This window comes from Nitrosopumilus sp. b2 (assembly GCF_014078535.1).
Classification (GTDB): domain Archaea; phylum Thermoproteota; class Nitrososphaeria; order Nitrososphaerales; family Nitrosopumilaceae; genus Nitrosopumilus; species Nitrosopumilus piranensis.
The window spans coordinates 239396-256512 of the sequence record NZ_MU078705.1; the positions used below are offsets into that span (position 1 = coordinate 239396).

Annotated in this window: 22 protein-coding genes; 14 read left to right on the forward strand and 8 right to left on the reverse strand. The window is 34.5% G+C overall.

Features of this window, described 5'->3' with window-relative positions:
- Window positions 1-311 precede the first annotated feature (311 nt).
- Window positions 312-1985: a dihydroxy-acid dehydratase gene (ilvD, locus tag C6989_RS09250; RefSeq protein ID WP_148703346.1), complete on the reverse strand. Its 1674-nt coding sequence runs from the start codon at window positions 1983-1985 to the stop codon at window positions 312-314.
- A gap of 97 nt (window positions 1986-2082) precedes the next feature.
- On the opposite strand from ilvD, the gene C6989_RS09255 reads away from it, so the two are divergent.
- Window positions 2083-2280, forward strand: coding sequence for a hypothetical protein (locus tag C6989_RS09255; RefSeq protein ID WP_148703347.1), 198 nt, complete (start codon window positions 2083-2085; stop codon window positions 2278-2280).
- A gap of 4 nt (window positions 2281-2284) precedes the next feature.
- On the opposite strand, the gene C6989_RS09260 is transcribed toward C6989_RS09255, so the two are convergent.
- Window positions 2285-2884: a protein-disulfide isomerase gene (locus C6989_RS09260; protein WP_182126965.1), complete on the reverse strand. Its 600-nt coding sequence runs from the start codon at window positions 2882-2884 to the stop codon at window positions 2285-2287.
- A gap of 107 nt (window positions 2885-2991) precedes the next feature.
- Between C6989_RS09260 and C6989_RS09265 the strand changes: the two genes are divergently transcribed.
- Entirely contained in the window at window positions 2992-3396 is a 405-nt protein-coding gene (locus tag C6989_RS09265) for an HIT domain-containing protein (RefSeq protein ID WP_182126966.1), read from the forward strand.
- Here C6989_RS09265 and prf1 read toward each other — a convergent pair.
- From prf1 to C6989_RS09280, 3 genes are read right to left on the reverse strand one after another with little or no spacing between them, the layout of a single operon-like run.
- The gene (prf1, locus tag C6989_RS09270) at window positions 3389-4669 is read right to left on the reverse strand and encodes a peptide chain release factor aRF-1 (protein ID WP_148703350.1); all 1281 of its coding nucleotides are present in this window, start codon (window positions 4667-4669) and stop codon (window positions 3389-3391) included. The genes C6989_RS09265 and prf1 overlap by 8 nt on opposite strands.
- 59 nt (window positions 4670-4728) lie before the next feature.
- Window positions 4729-5373, reverse strand: coding sequence for a DsbA family protein (locus tag C6989_RS09275; protein WP_182126967.1), 645 nt, complete (start codon window positions 5371-5373; stop codon window positions 4729-4731).
- 35 nt (window positions 5374-5408) lie between these two features.
- Window positions 5409-5903, reverse strand: coding sequence for a DUF4443 domain-containing protein (locus C6989_RS09280; RefSeq protein WP_255464690.1), 495 nt, complete (start codon window positions 5901-5903; stop codon window positions 5409-5411).
- Between the two features lie 214 nt (window positions 5904-6117).
- Between C6989_RS09280 and C6989_RS09285 the strand changes: the two genes are divergently transcribed.
- The 7 genes from C6989_RS09285 (at window position 6118) to phnE (ending at window position 10633) form a co-directional block, all read left to right on the forward strand.
- On the forward strand, window positions 6118-6333 hold the full coding sequence (locus C6989_RS09285) for a CbtB domain-containing protein (RefSeq protein WP_148703353.1): 216 nt from the start codon (window positions 6118-6120) through the stop codon (window positions 6331-6333).
- Between the two features lie 12 nt (window positions 6334-6345).
- Window positions 6346-7077, forward strand: a complete 732-nt coding sequence (locus C6989_RS09290; protein WP_182126968.1) for a CbtA family protein — start codon at window positions 6346-6348, stop codon at window positions 7075-7077.
- A gap of 68 nt (window positions 7078-7145) precedes the next feature.
- On the forward strand, window positions 7146-7478 hold the full coding sequence (locus C6989_RS09295; protein WP_014963261.1) for an ArsR/SmtB family transcription factor: 333 nt from the start codon (window positions 7146-7148) through the stop codon (window positions 7476-7478).
- Window positions 7479-7483: 5 nt separating this feature from the next.
- Window positions 7484-7834, forward strand: coding sequence for an ArsR family transcriptional regulator (locus tag C6989_RS09300; RefSeq protein ID WP_148703355.1), 351 nt, complete (start codon window positions 7484-7486; stop codon window positions 7832-7834).
- An 87-nt stretch (window positions 7835-7921) separates the two neighbouring features.
- Window positions 7922-9010 carry a phosphate/phosphite/phosphonate ABC transporter substrate-binding protein gene (locus C6989_RS09305; protein WP_237087625.1) on the forward strand — a complete coding sequence of 363 codons (1089 nt, stop codon included), beginning with the start codon at window positions 7922-7924 and terminating at the stop codon, window positions 9008-9010.
- 17 nt (window positions 9011-9027) lie between these two features.
- Window positions 9028-9858 carry a phosphonate ABC transporter ATP-binding protein gene (locus C6989_RS09310; RefSeq protein ID WP_182126969.1) on the forward strand — a complete coding sequence of 277 codons (831 nt, stop codon included), beginning with the start codon at window positions 9028-9030 and terminating at the stop codon, window positions 9856-9858.
- Window positions 9842-10633, forward strand: a complete 792-nt coding sequence (gene phnE, locus C6989_RS09315; protein ID WP_182126970.1) for a phosphonate ABC transporter, permease protein PhnE — start codon at window positions 9842-9844, stop codon at window positions 10631-10633. Before C6989_RS09310 ends, phnE begins: the two co-directional genes overlap by 17 nt.
- A 2-nt stretch (window positions 10634-10635) precedes the next feature.
- Here phnE and C6989_RS09320 read toward each other — a convergent pair whose 3' ends face one another.
- The 3 genes from C6989_RS09320 to C6989_RS09330 are packed head-to-tail and all read right to left on the reverse strand — an operon-like array spanning window position 10636 to window position 12112.
- On the reverse strand, window positions 10636-11661 hold the full coding sequence (locus tag C6989_RS09320; protein WP_182126971.1) for a formate--phosphoribosylaminoimidazolecarboxamide ligase: 1026 nt from the start codon (window positions 11659-11661) through the stop codon (window positions 10636-10638).
- Window positions 11662-11688: 27 nt separating this feature from the next.
- The gene (locus C6989_RS09325; protein WP_148703359.1) at window positions 11689-11898 is read right to left on the reverse strand and encodes a hypothetical protein; all 210 of its coding nucleotides are present in this window, start codon (window positions 11896-11898) and stop codon (window positions 11689-11691) included.
- A gap of 25 nt (window positions 11899-11923) precedes the next feature.
- Entirely contained in the window at window positions 11924-12112 is a 189-nt protein-coding gene (locus C6989_RS09330) for a hypothetical protein (protein WP_182127058.1), read from the reverse strand.
- Window positions 12113-12234: 122 nt separating this feature from the next.
- On the opposite strand from C6989_RS09330, the gene aspS reads away from it, so the two are divergent.
- The 5 genes from aspS (at window position 12235) to C6989_RS09355 (ending at window position 17088) form a co-directional block, all read left to right on the forward strand.
- Entirely contained in the window at window positions 12235-13545 is a 1311-nt protein-coding gene (gene aspS / locus C6989_RS09335) for an aspartate--tRNA(Asn) ligase (protein ID WP_148703361.1), read from the forward strand.
- Between the two features lie 170 nt (window positions 13546-13715).
- Window positions 13716-13982 carry a hypothetical protein gene (locus tag C6989_RS09340; RefSeq protein WP_148703362.1) on the forward strand — a complete coding sequence of 89 codons (267 nt, stop codon included), beginning with the start codon at window positions 13716-13718 and terminating at the stop codon, window positions 13980-13982.
- A complete protein-coding gene (gene gatA, locus C6989_RS09345; RefSeq protein WP_182126972.1) occupies window positions 13983-15428 on the forward strand; it encodes an Asp-tRNA(Asn)/Glu-tRNA(Gln) amidotransferase subunit GatA in 1446 nt (481 codons plus the stop codon). It abuts the gene before it with no gap.
- Window positions 15425-16828: an Asp-tRNA(Asn)/Glu-tRNA(Gln) amidotransferase subunit GatB gene (gatB, locus tag C6989_RS09350; RefSeq protein ID WP_182126973.1), complete on the forward strand. Its 1404-nt coding sequence runs from the start codon at window positions 15425-15427 to the stop codon at window positions 16826-16828. The genes gatA and gatB overlap by 4 nt, the downstream gene beginning before the upstream one ends.
- Window positions 16825-17088, forward strand: a complete 264-nt coding sequence (locus C6989_RS09355) for a hypothetical protein (protein ID WP_148703365.1) — start codon at window positions 16825-16827, stop codon at window positions 17086-17088. Before gatB ends, C6989_RS09355 begins: the two co-directional genes overlap by 4 nt.
- The last annotated feature ends 29 nt before the right edge of the window (window positions 17089-17117 follow it).

Here is a 17117-nt window from a genome sequence, read left to right on the forward strand (position 1 = left end):
ATTACTATTTGGTAACCTGTAGTAGATAACAGTAATTAACAATATGATAATTTCATTTTCTTTTCTGTTATCTCTGAACTAATTTTTGATCGCTGATCTATAAAGATTGTGGACAAATTGATCATCTATCCTGACACTCTCAAATCCTTAATTGATTGATATCATTTTGTTGCCATATGAGTGCCTCAAAGTTTTTGGTAAATATTAAAAAACAAACACATTTTGCCAAAAATTCGGTTATATCTAATTGACAAGGACAAATATTATTTCATTAACTAGGGAACAAGAAAAATTTGATTTGAAAAGACTTTCTATGGATTAGCTTTGGTGATTGCGCCTTCTGCTGCTGAACCAACTAGAGTTGCAAATTTTGCCAAAGCTCCTGTTGTGTAATTTGGTTTTGGAGGATTCCACTGTTTTCTTCTATCTTCCAATTCTTCAGATGATACGTGAAGTTCAATTAGATTAGTCTCAACATCTATTGTGATTTCATCATCATCTTTTACTAGTGCTATTGGTCCTCCCACATATGCCTCAGGTGCTACGTGGCCTACCATGAATCCTCTTGTTCCTCCTGAAAATCGCCCATCAGTTACCATTGCAACTTTTTTTCCTAATCCTTGACCTACTAGTGCTGCAGTTGTAGCTAGCATCTCTCTCATACCTGGACCTCCTTTTGGTCCTTCATATCTGATTACGACAACATGACCTTCGTCAATTTCTCCTTTTTTTACGGCTTCAAATGCAAATTCCTCTCTATCAAAAACCCGTGCTTTTCCTGTAAATTTTGTCATCTCTACACCTGCAGTTTTTATCACTGCTCCTTCTGGTGCAAGTGAGCCTTTGAGTATAACTGCAGTACCTACTGTATGTATTGGGTTCTCTATTGACCTTACTATTTGCTGATCTGCTTCAGGCATACTCATTGAAGTTAAATTCTCTTTGATAGTTTTTCCAGTAACTGTAATACAATTTTCATGTAATAGTCCTTTGTCAAGTAACTTCTTTAGTACAAATGGGATTCCACCAATTTTATCAAGTGAATTCATTACATAGTTTCCACCAGGCTTCATGTCTGCTAGATGTGGTGTCTTTTTTCTCACTCTTTCAAAATCATCATATGTTAATTTGATACCTACTTCATTTGCAAGTGCAAGTAAATGTAAAATTCCGTTAGTTGAACCCCCAACTGAATTTAACATGGTAATTGCATTCTCAAATGCCTCAAAAGTAAGAATCTCTTTAGGTCTAATATTCATCTGTAATAATTTTGCACATGCCACTCCTGTATCATATACCATCTTTTCTCTTCTATCATCTTCTGCTGGAGGGCTGGCACTGCCAGGTAATGCAAGACCAATAGCTTCTGATATTGATGCCATTGTATTTGCAGTAAACATACCTCCACAAGATCCTTCATTTGGACATGCAGTATTTTCAATATTTTTGAGTCCTTCTAATGATAATTGACCTGCATCATATGCGCCAACTGCCTCATAGACATCTACAACTGTTAGTTCTTTTCCATCTAGCATTCCTGGCATGATGGTTCCTCCATAAACAAATACTGATGGGATGTTTAGTCTTGCCATTGCCATCATTGTGCCTGGAAGACTCTTATCGCAACCTGCAATTCCTACCAGTGCATCATATTGATGGGCTCTTACCATTAATTCAATAGAATCTGCAATTATTTCACGAGAAACCAAAGAAGATTTCATTCCTTCATGTCCCATAGCAATTCCATCACTTACAGCAATTGTTGAAAATTCTCTAGGTGTTGCACCTGTATCTGAGACACCTTCTTTAGCTTTTAATGCTAATCTGGGAAGATGAATGTTACATGGTGTTGCTTCGTTTCCTGTATGGCATACTCCAATGAACTGCTTTGATAAATCATTGTCATCTAATCCCATAGCTTTGTACATTGCTCTTTGTGGTGCACGGGAAGTTCCTTCTACAACGTTTCTGCTAGAAATTTCCATAATATTGAATTCTTGATTGCTATAATTTAGACTTTGTTGATTTAGTCAATTCAAAAATTTTCATTGAGTTTAAATTGTAATTGTTTAGTTGGATTCCATGGAGCAAAAAGCACTTGAATGCCCAGTTTGTAAAAGTAACAAAGCCGAAATTGCAGGTGAAAATGTTAAACTTGGTGGTAGATTCAAAGACAAAGAATTTCTCACAACAGAACTTACTGTATTAAGATGTGCTCGCTGTGGATTTTACATGTTCTTTGATAAAATGGCACAGTTTACAACAAAAGAAGAATCTTAGAATTCTATTTGACTATTCTTTGGTTTTCTAACTCAATTAATTGACCTTTGATTTCTTCAGGTGTTTCGCCACCATATGAAACTAAAATTCTGTCATCTTCCATAATTTCAATATCTCTGATATCTGGAACTTGTTTTCCGTTATAGTAGAATTTCAGAGAATAGTCCTCATTTGTACAGAACTCTCGCCCATCTTGGAAAACAAAGCATTTGTCATCAAGACCTAATGATAGTGTCTCAAATAGATATCCTAGTGTAACTCCTGTTGCATGTTTGTGTATTGTGGAACCATCTCTTCCTTCAAAGTGAATCCAACTTGATTTGATTTGATATGCTGGGGCTGAAAAGTCGAAATAATCTCCAAATATTCTTACTGCAATTGCAGCGTGTGCATGATCACTGCCTAACGCACCTGCATTTTCTGGCCCACCTGGAGCAGTACTTTGATCCATTGTGACAAACATCCATACGGCATACCCTACAATTACTGCAATTACTGCAAAGACACCAATTGCAATTAGGGTGTTTTTTCTTTGCTCAGCTGAATGTTTTGTAGCATAGTTTTCACGTTTTTGTTCACGTGCTCGTCTCTCTTTTCTGCCCATAGGATGTTCAAACTCTCAAATTTGCCCTAATTAACCATTCGATAAACTCTTTTCTCAAAGTATTTTTTTCTAAAAAATAATAAATAAAATTACAAACTGCTGAATTTATGACTTGTATCTTTTGTGATATTTTAGATGGCAAGATTGATGGCCACTTTTTGTACGAAGATGACTCTCACGTTTCATTTTTGGATAAATACCCAATCGATGTGGGTCATAGCTTGGTAATTCCTCGCGAACATCATGAAAGGATCACTGACATGGCCTCTGAAGATGTTGGAAAAGCATTTTCTTTGGTCCCAAAAATTGCAAAGGCTATACTAACTGCTACAGGGGCTGATGCGTTTAGCCTTGGTCAAAATAATGGACGTGCTGCAAAACAAATAATTCCTCATGTGCATATACATATAATTCCCAGGTATAATCACAAGGGAACAATTTGGACTAAACGACAAATATCAACTGATGATGAACTCTCAGAGCTTGCAAAAAAGATTCGCAGTGCTATTTAGCGTGCCCTGGGTTGTATCTTAAAATCGCGCCAATTTTTCCAAGACTTGCAAGCATATTTCCGTGTTCTGCACTTCCTGACACCACTTCTAATTTTGAACCTGTCTTTGATGAAAGTAATTCTAGATAGTCTACAATATCTTGTTCGTTTACCTCCACTTCCATGGCTTTACATCCAGGACATGGGTTGTTAGAATACTCTGTCTTTTTTGGGATTACTTGTGGCCTTTCAACAATTTCTTCTTGCATGTGTTGACAGCGTTTACATTTTCCTTCTACTCTATGCAAATTTGTATTATCTGTAATGATCAAGGTTTCTACTACGTTATTTTTTAGAAACTCGATTACTTCTTTTAATCCATATGATCCTTTTCCAGTATTTCCGTTAATCTCTCTGAACAAGTCTTCAACTAGTTTTTTTTCTTCAACTAGTCTAAAGTTTCCCAAAATATCTGAAGACTTTGCAAATGCTTCTCTAATTCCTTCTGACCCTGAATATGATGAATCAATTGTTGCAATGATGTTGTTTTGTAATCGATATTCTAGATAATTTCCATTGATAAAATCTTCTTTTGTAGGTCCTGGACCTGAAATGACAAGTCCCTTTACTGGATAGATATCAATAAAATATTCTCTTGTTGTTTGTGCTACTCTGTTAAAATAATATGTCAGCTCCATTTCTCTTAATTTTTGAAACCTCTTTGCAGATTGTCCTCCTTGTCTATGTTTTCCTGCAACTCCTGAACCTGTTTGGGCAAGTACTTCAATTTTGTCCCCATGTAGCAATCCCCAACCTGCATCTTTTGCATCAATTGCTAAAAACCCAATCAGATTGTCATCTTTGAGCATGTCTTTTAAAATGTCGACATGGAAATGGTCATCACATCTGTACAGATATTGATTCAAATCTTTTGGTGGGTCTATCTCCCAAACTTTGACAACTTCGCTTCCTAATGGACCGCCTTCTTCTGGAGGTAACGCTCCACAAAACATCACTAATCCTCTTTCAGGTGTTTTTTTGTAGAGTTTTAATCTCTGAACTACTTTCCCCAAAGAATCTACAACATGACTTCTAGTAAGATCTGATTTGATATTGTCTGCTGTACCTTGTTCTTGTTGAAGTGTTCCAATAATCTCATGAAGTTGCTTTCCTTTGGGAATGTATACTGTGATTAGTTCTGTTCCGCGACCAGACTTTTTTGATAACTCTTCCAATGTTTTTCTAATTTTATAGATTTTAACAGAATCTTGTTTTTCTATCTTTATTTTGCCCATTTGTGCTTTCTCCAAACTATGCGGATATTAATTTTGATTGATTGATTTGGGTTTTCTAATCATAATTCATCAAATGTTTTAAGAAATACCTCCAATGGTTGATTTCCTCTAATTTTGATAATTTTTTCATCATTGAATACTAAAAATGAAGGTGTGGCATCAATTCCTATCTCTCGACCAAATTCATACAATTCATTTACTTTGTTTTGATATTTGTGTTCATCAAGACATTTGTTGAACATGTCTAAATCCAAATTAACAGTTATTGCAAAACTATCTAATGAATTTCTTGTAATCCATCCTGTTCTTTCTCCTCCCCAATTTTTGTAAAGTTCATTATGATATTGCCAATATTTTCCTTGATCTTCAGCACAATATGATGCTTCAGCAGCCAATAGTGAATCTGGTCCATTTAATGGAAAGTCTTTGAATACAAGTTTAATTTTACCAGTTTTGATAAAATCCTCATTAATTACATCCAATGTGTTTTGGTGAAATTTGTAACAAAATGTACATTGATAATCCCCCCATTCTAAAATGGTGATAGGTGCATTATTCTTACCCATAACGGGTGACCCGTTTTCGATTAGTTTTGATGGTGTTAATTTTTTAGAATTGTCTTCTGACTCTGTATAGAATGCTAGAAAACTGCCTGCAATAATGCCTATTACAATAGGAATTACTAAAAGATAGAATTTACTCACACCATCTTTTTTTGTAATACATGTAAAAATCTTGTTTAACTTGTGGCAATTGTCCACAATGCGGAGTTTTTTGCAGATATTTCTGCAACAAAGGGATCATCTGATGATGAAATAATAACTATGTCTCCTTCTGATGGGTTTAATTTTTCTAAAAGCGTTTGTTTGATTTTTTTGTATGATGCAAGGCAGTCTTTGTCTTCCCCTGGAAAGACAAATCTATTGTTTTCAAACATCAATGTGATACATCCTGATGAGCCATACATTATCGCATAATCTCTTTGTTCTAATCCTGTTTTTATTACTGAAGAGAATTTTTTGAGAATAATTGCATGATTGTTTTTGCTTTTGGTCAATCCATTTTTCTCAATCTTACATTCATTTGAAATAATTTTTTTTAATTGCAAAGTAATTTTTTCCCCTTTGTCTGTAAGAAAATTCCCAGATCTTGTTGATTCAATTATTCCTGCTTCTTTTAGATGCAAAACAAGTGTTTTTACTGCACCTTCTCCTAGATGGATTTCTTTTCCCAATGTAGCTCTGCTTACAAATTTTTCTTCTGATAATAATTGAAGGGCTTTGAATACATGCGGAATACTAAATGTGAGTATTTTACTAGATCCCTTTCTTGATACTATGTTTTGTAATGTTTGAATAGTTTTTTTCAGTTTTTTTCCTTTTGTATTATTATTTATAAATTGGATAAATCATCCAAGAGCTTAAATACGCTCAACTGATGCTAATCTCATGTCTGAAACAAGACAAATTAATGTGTCTAAAACAAGCGTACCTAAACTTGCATTACTTGCATTAGGAATTATCTTTGCAGCCGGATTGTTTGTTGTAGGCTTTGATCAAGGACACATCTTTAGTCTAGTTTATGGTGAGCAAGCATTTACAGATCTTTACATCCATGAACTTACTCATGATATGAGACACGCTGCTGGATTTCCTTGTCATTAGAGGTCTTTAATCATGAAAACATTTCTTTTTATCATAATTGTCTTAATTTCAGGTGCGTTTGCAGGTTTTGTTCATGGAACTGTTAATTTTGCAATTGTAGAACCATATCTTGATCAAGCAATTGGAATTGAAAACCAAAATCTATTTGCAACTGGTGAAGAAGAAGACACCCCTGAGTTTTGGGTAGAATATGAAGGATATCGAACTTGGCAAAAAGGTGGACAGATTCTTGCTGGAGTGATTCTAGGTGTTTCAGTTGGCTCTTTGTTTGGAATAGTTTTTACATTGTCTAGAAATTCATTACCTGGAAGTAATGATGTCAAAAAATCACTTGTATTGGCTGGCATCATGTGGCTTACTCTTTATTTTATACCCTTTCTCAAATACCCTGCAAACCCTCCAACAGTGGGTGATACTGAAACCGTTGTATTGCGTGCAATTTTGTATTTGACATTTATTGCTATTTCTGGATTTGGGGCCGTGGGATTTTATCAGTTATCAAAGAAACTACAAAATAACAAAAAACTCCTTGCGTTACTGGGTTATGGCGTTTTTATTTCTGCAGTATTTCTTGCAATGCCAGAAAACCCTGATGAGATTACAGCCCCTATGAATTTGGTCAATGAATTTAGGATAATGTCTGTTCTTGGAGTAACATCATTTTGGATATCTGTTGGCATAATTCTTGGGTTATTGTGGAATAGACTTTTAACTAAACAAGAAACCCCTCAATCATACAGCTAGTTATTCTAAATCTCTAGAATGAGAATAAAATATCTAGTTTTAAATACACCAAATAATTTTGCAACAATATGTCCAGAAAATTGACTTTACCGCAATTAAAAAAATATGATATCACTCAAAAGGTAATAGAGGCACTAGCTGATTCAGAATCTCGTGCAATACTATTTTCTATTATTAAGAAAGGAAATACAGCTGCAGAACTTTCTGACAAACTCAAAATCCCTCTTAGCTCTGTATACAAAAAATTATCTGACCTTGAAGAACTTACTCTAATTGAAGTTGAAAAATGGATGTTGTCTGATAAAGGTAGAAAATACAAAGTCTATAGAAGTAGAATCAGCAAAGCAGATATTTCTATTAAAAAACCTGAACCTGTTCTTGTGTTACTACCAAACAAGTGATATGAATGTCCAAACCCAACATTATTCAATTATCAGAATTCGATATCACTCAAAAAATTATTGAATCTCTAAGCAATGTTTGCACAAGAGCTGTATTGTTTTCTGTAAAAAATGAATCAAAAGATGCAACGCAAATTGCAGATGAATTGAAACTTTCTCTTTCAACAGTATACAAAACACTCTCCAATCTTGAAGTTCTTGCTTTAGCTGAAGTGGACAAGTATGTAATTTCACCTGAAGGTAAAAAAATTAAACTGTATCGTAGTAGAATTGGAAAAGTTGAGATTACATTAGATGATCTAGAGCCCAGCTTGAATCTATATCCTAACACTACCAATCCAAAATCAAACCTATAGATATTCTTATTCTAGAGATTTGGAATGATTTCTTGGAATGAAAATTCAGTTTAAATAATTTAGCTACTCCTAATTTTTTTAGAAATCATGAAACAAAAAACAACCATGGCAATTATTGTTGCATTTGTAGCTATTGGCATAGCAACAATTCCTTTGAGCCAGACTGCACAAGCACAGAGTTCTATTCCTGATTGGATTAAAACAAATGCTGGTTGGTGGGCCGAAGGTGCTGTAGATGATACCACTTTTCTAAATGGAATTGAATTCCTAATTGAAAATGGAATCATCAATGTTTCATCTGATTCAAAATCTGTTGATGTTGACACACTAACAATAGGATTCATTCCAGTCGAAAAGGCTGATGAATTAACTCCAAAAGCACAAGCCTTGGAGGCATTCCTTGAAAATGAGTTAGGTGTTGATGTCGAAGTAGTTGTACCAACAAACTATGAGACCATTATTGAAGGAATGAGGTTTGGTCACATAGATGCTGCCTTTATGGATACTGGTCCTGCATGGATCACTCATGAAAGAACAGGAGCAGAAGCAGTTTTGGCAGAACTTGTTAAAGGAAAAGTGAACTACCAGGCAACAGTTTGGACCCTGGCAGACAATGATTCTTTGCAATCAATTGAAGATACTGTTGGCAAAAAAGTTGCATTTACTAGCATTACTGGTTCCTCTGGTTTTGTTAGACCAATGGGAACTTTGGTAACTGATGGACATGTAACAATTGAAGGTGACGATATAGTTGCACTAGAATCTGCATTGGCAAAAAACTTTGAAAGTTATACCTTTGCAGGAGGATACAAAGCAGCATTAGAATTATTACTAAATGGAAATGTTGATGTTGCATTTGGTTCTGATATCGCCCCACAAAAGTATCTTGAATTAGAGGATCAAAAGAAATTACGTCCGATAACAACTATTGGACCAGTACCATCACATGTGTTTATGGTAAGTGCTGATATGTCAGACTCTACCAAAAATGCACTAGTTGATGCTCTCATACAACTAAACTATGATGAGCACAATTCCATTTTGAGGGATTTGTATGGTGCTGAAGCACTAGTTCCAACAACAACTACGATGCATATAGGCGAATTTGGAGAATTCATCAACGCATTAACAGGACTTGATCAGTTGATTCTAGACAAATACAACAAGAGCAAATAAAAACAGGAATTCTGAAAATGATTCAAATTCAGATGACCAAAAACCCTTCTTTTTCATTAATCTCTACAAAGAAAATTATTCAAATGAATGATGTTTGGACATCTTATGATTCTAAGAACTTTGCATTGGAAGGAATTAACATGTCAATTGACAGAGGTACAAATTATGCCATAGTAGGACAATCGGGTTCTGGAAAATCCACTTTGTTAAAACTATTGAATGGCATGATGGTTCCCAGTAAAGGGATTATCAAAATTGATTATGTAACACCAAACATGAATGATAAAAAATTCAAAAAAATGATGCATTCAATTGGATATATTCCTCAAAGCCTTGGATTGGTAAAAAATAGTACTGTTCTTGAAAATATTTTGATTGGCTCTTTACCTAGAATAGGGAAAATCCAATCTTTTCTAAAAAATTTTCCAGAATCTGAGATTCACGATGCCAAAAAAATTATTTCTCAAGTTGGTTTGTCTGGTAAAGAAGAAAGAAAGGCCTACATGTTAAGTGGTGGTGAGAAGAGAAGAGTTGCAATTGCTCGAGCATTAATGCAAAAACCCACTATCTTGTTAGCAGATGAAATTGTTTCAGAGTTGGATCATGTAACTGCTCGTGAAATTATGGATTTAATTGCAGATGCTCAAAAGAGAATGAATCTCACTGCAATAATGGTACACCATGATATGCAACTTGCCTTAGAATATGCAAATCGTGTTGCTGTTATCAAAGAAGGACAAAAAATTCTTGAGATAGGTGTTGAGGGTGATACTATTGTTGATTTTCAAACGGGGGATATGACTACTGAAGAAATTATGGAGATGTATGCTGATGACACCCAAAAATAATATTCTCATTGGAATAATCGTTGCCTTGGTAGTAGTTGCATCCTACAATGTGGATGCAAATCCTGTTGATTTTGTTCAAGGATTGCCAAATATTGCAATTGTAGTTGAAGAAATGCTTGTAGTTGAACCAAAATATGTGCCAACAGCTCTTTGGGCAATGTTTGAAACAGTTCAGATGGCATTTATTGGAACAATTGTGGGTGTTGCAATTGCATTGCCTTTGAGTATGCTTGCTGCAAGAAATCTAAATAGCAAATATATCTATGCCCCAATTAGGGCATTATTAGCTGCTATTCGTACATTCCCTTCAATATTATGGGCAATTTTGTTTGTGATAATGGTTGGATTAGGCCCATTTGCAGGTGTTCTTGCAATTATTATGTATACAATTGGATTTGTAGCAAAATTACAATACGAAGCAATTGAAACAATTGATTCTGATCCTATGGATGCAGTTAGTTCTATAGGTATATCAAAATGGCAATTAATCAGATATGTTGTAATTCCAGAATCTGCATCTCATCTTTTAAGTCAAATGCTTTACATGTTTGATTACAATGTACGTCAAACAAGTATTCTTGGATTGGTTGGTGCTGGTGGAATTGGATTTTATATTATTAATTATATTAAATTCTTTGAATATGGAAAAGCTGCAATCTTTATGCTTGTAGTTTTAGTAGTTGTATTAATTATTGATTGGATTAGTGTCAAGATTAGAGACAAGTTTATCATAAAATCACAACATGGAATGGAAGTAACTGCAAAAAATACGTAATCTTAGGTTGTAATTTTATCTAGTTGGTTAGATTCTTGAGCAGTCTTTACTTCTCTTGCTATTCTTTTACCCATACTCATGTTCTCATTGAATAATAATGAATAATATGGAGACCCATCCATGTAGATGTTAGTTCCTGCTACGATTCTTGCTGAAAACTCAAATGATGTGAATTTTGCATTTTCATCATATACTCCTTCAATACAAAACGGACCATTCATTCCAGGTGGGACAACTCTTTTTGCAGCTTCAACAAAATTTTCCCCCATTGTATACACATCATCTAAAAGTGATTCCCGTAAAAGTAATGGACTATTTCCTATGACGTTAAAAGATGGCACTTTGTTATTTTTTAGTTGTTGTTCTGATGGAATTCTAGCTAGTCCTTCGATATCTGATTCATGTCTTTGATCAACTCCAAAAAATTCCAACTCTTCTTTTAATGGTGAATAGAAGAATTGTAAATAAGCTAAAACACCTGCTGCATATTCTTGAATGTATAGTGTTTCATCTTTTGAAATGATTCCTTCTGAAATCAGTTGATTTCTTTTTGTATTATAGTCGTCTTGATTTGCCACCATAAAGTAACCCTTTCCTCCTGCGGCACCTTGTCTTTTCACAATAGAGAGTTTTTCAATGTCTTTTGGATCTGTAACTGGTTTTGGAACTGGTAAATTTGCCTCTCTCATGAGTTTTTCTTTCATTTCTCTGTCTGATTCCCATCTTAGAATCCACTTGTTTCCAAAAATTGGTGTCTTGATTGATTCTATTTCCTCAGAACTCATTTGTGCAATTAATGTTCCATGTGGGATTAGCACCGCATCGTTTTGCTCTAGAACTGATTGACACTTTTCATCAATAACCTCTTTGAATTTATCAACTATGATCAATTCATCAATGAATGGAAATCTTTTGTAAAGCCTCTCTCGTTTTTTCTCACATACTAGAATTGTTTTTAACCCTTCATCTTTTGCGCCCTTGAGAACCTGAAGTGAGCAGTGAGAGCCTAATGTTGCAATCGAGGTCATTTTATGCCTATTCTAGTATTTTGTACTTTATGAACTATGTGCGGATGTAACATATTGGAATACTTCATCTATCAACTCTGCACTAAGTTCTGATTTTATATCTTCAGGAATTACTTTTAAAACAAAATCATACATGGTTGTATTTTTTGGAATCTCTTCTCTTTCTTGCAACAATGAAAATACTGCAATTCCATTTGAAATAACTGCAACAATCTTCTCTTTATCTGATAGAGTCATAAAATTTGTAAAAATTACTGGTAATTTAATGTAAAACTAGTTTAGGTGATGGATTTTGATAGTTCAAATTTTGAATTTGAAGGGAATTCTCATTCTCATTGGCTGATTGAATTTCTAGTTTCATGTCGTGTCCTTCTGCATCATCTACCTGCTGGGAGGCATGATATCCTACAAATCCTGCTACGACTATGATAAATGCTATTACAATGCCCATTAGTATGTCCATCTTGTTTTGTTGTGGAATTAGTGCTGGCTATAAGCATTATGAAAATTAATGTGTTCATTAGTTAAATTATATAAAAATTAATTACACCATCCAATTGAGTAATGTAAATTATGATTGAAACTGAATTAGGAACATTACGTAGATCACATTATTCTGATGAAATTAACTCCTCAATGGATGGTACACAAGTAACAGTAATGGGATGGGTTTTGACTATTCGAGGACATGGCAACATCAGTTTTGCCACGATCCGAGATAAAAATGGTGATGTTTCTGTAGTTGCAAAGAAAGGAGATTGTCCAGATGATATTAGAGAAAAGATATCTTCTCTAAAAGCACATTCCTCAATTGCAATAACTGGCAAAGTAAAATCTTCTGAGAAATCCCCGAGTGGATATGAAATTGTTCCAACAGAACTTCGAGTGTTTTCTGAGGTTGAAAAAATACCTCCTTTTGAGCCTATTGCAAAGACTGTCAAAAATATTGATACTAGACTTGAGGTAAGACCAATTGATCTTAGACGAAAGGTTTTGCAACATATCTTCAATACTAGAAGTTTAGTTTTAAAATCCATTAGAGAATATTTCAATACTCAGAATTTTGTTGAAATCAATACTCCAAAAATGATAGCAACAGCTACTGAAGGTGGTGCTGCATTGTTTCCAATATTTTACTATAACAAAGAGGCATTCTTAGCTCAGAGTCCGCAACTGTATAAAGAACAATTAACGATGAGCTTTGAAAAAGTATTTGAGATAGCACCAATCTTTAGAGCAGAGCCTTCTAGAACTAATCGCCATTTAGCTGAAGCAATATCTATTGATTTAGAAGAGGCATTTGTAGATTACAATGATGTCATGATTAGAATTGAAGAGATTGTTAAAATTTCAATCAAGGCTGTTAGTGAATATGCAAAAAACAATCCTGACACAGAATTTACTATTCCATCATTACCAGAATCCATTCCTCAATATTCATATGATGACTTGGTTGATAGAATGCAAAAGGCAGGAGCTAAAACTGAATGGGGTGATGATCTGTATCCATCAAACCTTAAAAAAATCGGGCTAGAAGGATTTTACTTTATCAAAGACTGGCCTTTGGCACCAAAACCATTCTATGTTAAGGATAGTAAGTCTAATCCAAAAATTTCCGAATCTTTTGATTTGATGTTTGGTGATTTAGAATTATCTTCTGGCAGTACAAGAATAGAAAAAAGAGATGAATTAGCTGAGCGAATGAAAAACAAAGGTATGAACACTGATGCATTTGAATATCATCTTGGTGCTTTTGATTATGGTGTACCTCCACATGCTGGATGCGGTATTGGTCTTGAGAGGTTAATTATGGCACTTACTGGAACAGAAAACATTCGTGATGTTACATTTTATCCACGAGATGTCGATAGACTAACTCCATAGTTTTTGAATTAGTTTCTAATGTTAATCACTAGCATTATATCAAAGAAATTCAATCTCAAATTGAATTAAGAATGAAGCAGTTCTGTGTTGATTTTTGGGCACAATTTACTCGATCAGACTCAAAAACCTTAGAATATGTGGATAAAAATTAGCACTTTAGGTGAATTGTTGTGGTAAGTGAAGAAGAAATTGAAATTGTAACAAAGATGATGAAAATTGATGTACATGATCATAAGGAATTCATTGACAAAGTCCATACGATGATTGATTATTTTGGTATTCTAGATTCAGCAGGAGTTGAAGGTGAAGAGATTGTTATGGATGATATTTCTATTTCCTCTTTGAGAAAAGATGAACACATTCCATATCCTGATAAACTAATTGAAAAACTAAATCACTATAAAGGAACCTACGTTAGAGCCCCAAAGATGGTATAATTGAATCTGAAAATTTCTGCTTTAGAGTATGTGCAAGAAGTTAAAAATGGAAATATTTCTGCTGAAGATTTTACTGCAAAAACAGTTGAAAGAATCAACCAAATTGATGACAAAGTACATGCATTTTTGGATGTTAATTCAGATGCAGTAGAACGTGCAAGGCAGATAGATAAGAAAATAAAATCTGGTGAAAATGTTGGTGGATGTTTTGGAATGCCAATATCAATTAAAGATAATATTTGCATCAAAGATAGCAGAACTTCGTGTGCATCAAAAATGTTGCACGACTTTATTGCGCCCTATGATGCAACTGTAATTTCAAAACTTAAGGCACAAGATGCGGTATTTATTGGAAAAGCAAACATGGATGAATTTGCAATGGGGTTGACAACTGAATTTAGTGCATATGGACCTACGCACAACCCTTGGAATCTTGATTGTGTTCCTGGAGGTTCATCTGGCGGAAGTGGTGCATCTGTTGGCGCACTGGAATGTGTTGCGTCTCTTGGTTCTGATACTGGTGGGTCTGTACGAAACCCTGCAAGTTTTTGTGGCATTGTGGGATACAAGCCAACATACGGTTTGATTAGCAGGTTTGGACTTATCTCTTATGCTAACAGCATAGAACAAATCGGACCGATGACTAGAACTGTAAAAGATACAGCGTTTTTGCTTGATATTATTTCTGGACAAGATCCTAATGATGATACAACCATATCCAATTCAAATCAAAATTACTTATCTGGTATAGATGCTGGAATTGAAGGTAAAAAAATTGGCATAATTCAAGAGATGATTGGAGATGGAATTGATCCTGCAGTATTATCTGCTACAAAAAATGCTGTTTCAAAATTTGAAGGGTTGGGTGCTACTTGTGAGTATGTCTCACTTGATATGGTAAAATACTCTGTTGCCGCATACTATACAATTACTGCAACAGAGGCTGGAAGTAATTTGGCACGATATGACAACTTGCTATATGGTTATGATTTTCCAGTGGAAGGTTACGAGTTTAATTCCTATATTTCAAAGGCCAGAACAAAATTTGGACCAGAGGTAACTAGAAGAATGATTCTCGGAGGGTTTGTTCCGTCAGCAGGACATGCAGGAAAGTATTTCCTCAAAGCACTCAAAGTAAAACAAAAACTAACTAGAGAAATTACAGAGTTATTTAAAAAATATGATTATCTTATAGCTCCCACTGTTCCAATATTACCATTTAAGATTGGAGAAAAGATTGATGATCCTATTGCACTATTTTTAGTTGATATTAATACCGTAACTGCAAATCTTACTGGCATACCTGCAATCTCCGTACCCTTTGATGTCTCAAATGGTTTACCAATTGGAATGCAAATCATGGCAAATACCATGGAAGACAAATCACTATTGCAAGCAGCATTTGCACTTGAAAGTACTGTGAAATTACCTGAGGTTCCAATATGACTAAGATAGGGCTTGAAATTCATTGTCAATTAACAAATCTTGAGAGCAAGTTATTTTGTCCATGTAAGGCAAATTATCGTTCATATGAGATTAACACTAACATCTGTCCAATATGCATGGGTTTGCCAGGAAGTTTACCTCGTTTAAACCAAGAAGCAGTAAAAAAAGCAACAATGATTGCGATGGCTCTAAACTGTTCAACTCCTGAGAAAATTGCATTTTTTAGAAAAAATTACTTTTATCCAGACTTGCCCAAAAATTTCCAAATTACTCAATTAAACATCTATGGCGATACTAGTATTGGTGGTGCTGGTTCTGTCATGGTTGGAGATAAGAAAATCAGAATTACTCGAATCCAACTAGAAGAAGACCCTGGTAGATTGATTTACGAAGGAAATTCATCTAAGAATCAGATAACATTAGTTGATTATAATCGAGCAGGCACACCCTTAGTAGAAATTGTAACAGAGCCTGACTTTGAGAATCCAAAACAAGTAAGAGAATTTCTTAATATTTTGTCTGATTTACTTGAGAATTTGGGAATATCTGATCCTAGTTTGGAAGGTGCAATGAGGGCTGATGCCAATGTCTCAATTGAAGGCGAAAAAAAAGTTGAGATAAAAAATATCGGTTCATTTCATGATTTAGAAAAAGCGGTGCATTTTGAAATAACTAGACAAGAGAGCTTACATGCACGTGATATTGAGATTGTTCAAGAAACTCGTCATTGGGATGATAAACGTAAAATCACAATATCGTCTCGCTCAAAAGAAGAAGCACTTGACTATAGATATTTCTTAGAAGGAGATATTCCTTGGGTAAAAATTGATTCAGAAACTTTTGAGAAATTAAAATCTAACATGCCTGAAAGTATTAGTTCTAAAAAAGAACGATATGTTTCTAACCACCATATCCCTAATCAAGTCGCTGATGTTTTATCATCAGATAAATTCTATTCTGATTTATTTGAACAATCATATACAGAATCAAACGCAAAAGAGATTGCAAATATCATTACCACTGATTTGATGGGGTTAGTAGATACAAGAGAAAAACGTGAATCTTCAAAAATTACACCTAATCATCTTAGAGATTTAGCTGATTCAATACAATCTGGAAAAATTTCAAGAAATTCTGCAAAAAATGCATTGTATGAAATTGTAAAAACCGGAAAAGACTTGGCCCAAGTAATCTCTGATTTAGATTTGGGAAATGTTTCTGATGAATCAGAGTTAACAAAAACTATTGATGAAGTAATATCTGAAGAAGCAGGAGCAGTAGAGCAAGCAAAAACAAATCCTCAAACCATTAACTATCTTGTAGGAAAAGTTATGCAAAAAACAAAAGGCAAGGCAGATCCCAAAATGACATTGGAACTGTTAAAAAAGAAAATTGAATAACTATGCTTTCACTTGAGAATGTTGAATTTATCAAAATATTGGCAACTTCTGATGCAACAATCCTTCAGGCAGGCATGACTGAGGCAATTAGGAGGAGACTAGATGAAGAAATAGGCGTAATTTTAAGGGAATATTACCGTGAAAATACTCAATTTACTGGAACCACTTGGACTGATGAATTTCAAAAGGCAGGAATTACTGAAGACCAAGGAAAAGCTGCGATTGCATGTGCTAGACGACTAGGAATTGACATATCTTAATCTGAAATCTTTTTACACTCAATATCATT

What these genes read in the sequence shown, in the direction of transcription:
- ilvD (WP_148703346.1), bottom strand. Translation starts at nt 1,985, where the DNA reads ATGGAAATTTCTAGCAGAAACGTTGTAGAAGGAACTTCCCGTGCACCA.
- C6989_RS09255 (WP_148703347.1), top strand. Translation starts at nt 2,083, where the DNA reads ATGGAGCAAAAAGCACTTGAATGCCCAGTTTGTAAAAGTAACAAAGCC.
- C6989_RS09260 (WP_182126965.1), bottom strand. Translation starts at nt 2,884, where the DNA reads ATGGGCAGAAAAGAGAGACGAGCACGTGAACAAAAACGTGAAAACTAT.
- C6989_RS09265 (WP_182126966.1), top strand. Translation starts at nt 2,992, where the DNA reads ATGACTTGTATCTTTTGTGATATTTTAGATGGCAAGATTGATGGCCAC.
- prf1 (WP_148703350.1), bottom strand. Translation starts at nt 4,669, where the DNA reads ATGGGCAAAATAAAGATAGAAAAACAAGATTCTGTTAAAATCTATAAA.
- C6989_RS09285 (WP_148703353.1), top strand. Translation starts at nt 6,118, where the DNA reads ATGTCTGAAACAAGACAAATTAATGTGTCTAAAACAAGCGTACCTAAA.
- C6989_RS09290 (WP_182126968.1), top strand. Translation starts at nt 6,346, where the DNA reads ATGAAAACATTTCTTTTTATCATAATTGTCTTAATTTCAGGTGCGTTT.
- C6989_RS09295 (WP_014963261.1), top strand. Translation starts at nt 7,146, where the DNA reads ATGTCCAGAAAATTGACTTTACCGCAATTAAAAAAATATGATATCACT.
- C6989_RS09300 (WP_148703355.1), top strand. Translation starts at nt 7,484, where the DNA reads ATGTCCAAACCCAACATTATTCAATTATCAGAATTCGATATCACTCAA.
- C6989_RS09305 (WP_237087625.1), top strand. Translation starts at nt 7,922, where the DNA reads ATGAAACAAAAAACAACCATGGCAATTATTGTTGCATTTGTAGCTATT.
- C6989_RS09310 (WP_182126969.1), top strand. Translation starts at nt 9,028, where the DNA reads ATGATTCAAATTCAGATGACCAAAAACCCTTCTTTTTCATTAATCTCT.
- phnE (WP_182126970.1), top strand. Translation starts at nt 9,842, where the DNA reads ATGACACCCAAAAATAATATTCTCATTGGAATAATCGTTGCCTTGGTA.
- C6989_RS09320 (WP_182126971.1), bottom strand. Translation starts at nt 11,661, where the DNA reads ATGACCTCGATTGCAACATTAGGCTCTCACTGCTCACTTCAGGTTCTC.
- C6989_RS09325 (WP_148703359.1), bottom strand. Translation starts at nt 11,898, where the DNA reads ATGACTCTATCAGATAAAGAGAAGATTGTTGCAGTTATTTCAAATGGA.
- C6989_RS09330 (WP_182127058.1), bottom strand. Translation starts at nt 12,112, where the DNA reads ATGGGCATTGTAATAGCATTTATCATAGTCGTAGCAGGATTTGTAGGA.
- aspS (WP_148703361.1), top strand. Translation starts at nt 12,235, where the DNA reads ATGATTGAAACTGAATTAGGAACATTACGTAGATCACATTATTCTGAT.
- gatB (WP_182126973.1), top strand. Translation starts at nt 15,425, where the DNA reads ATGACTAAGATAGGGCTTGAAATTCATTGTCAATTAACAAATCTTGAG.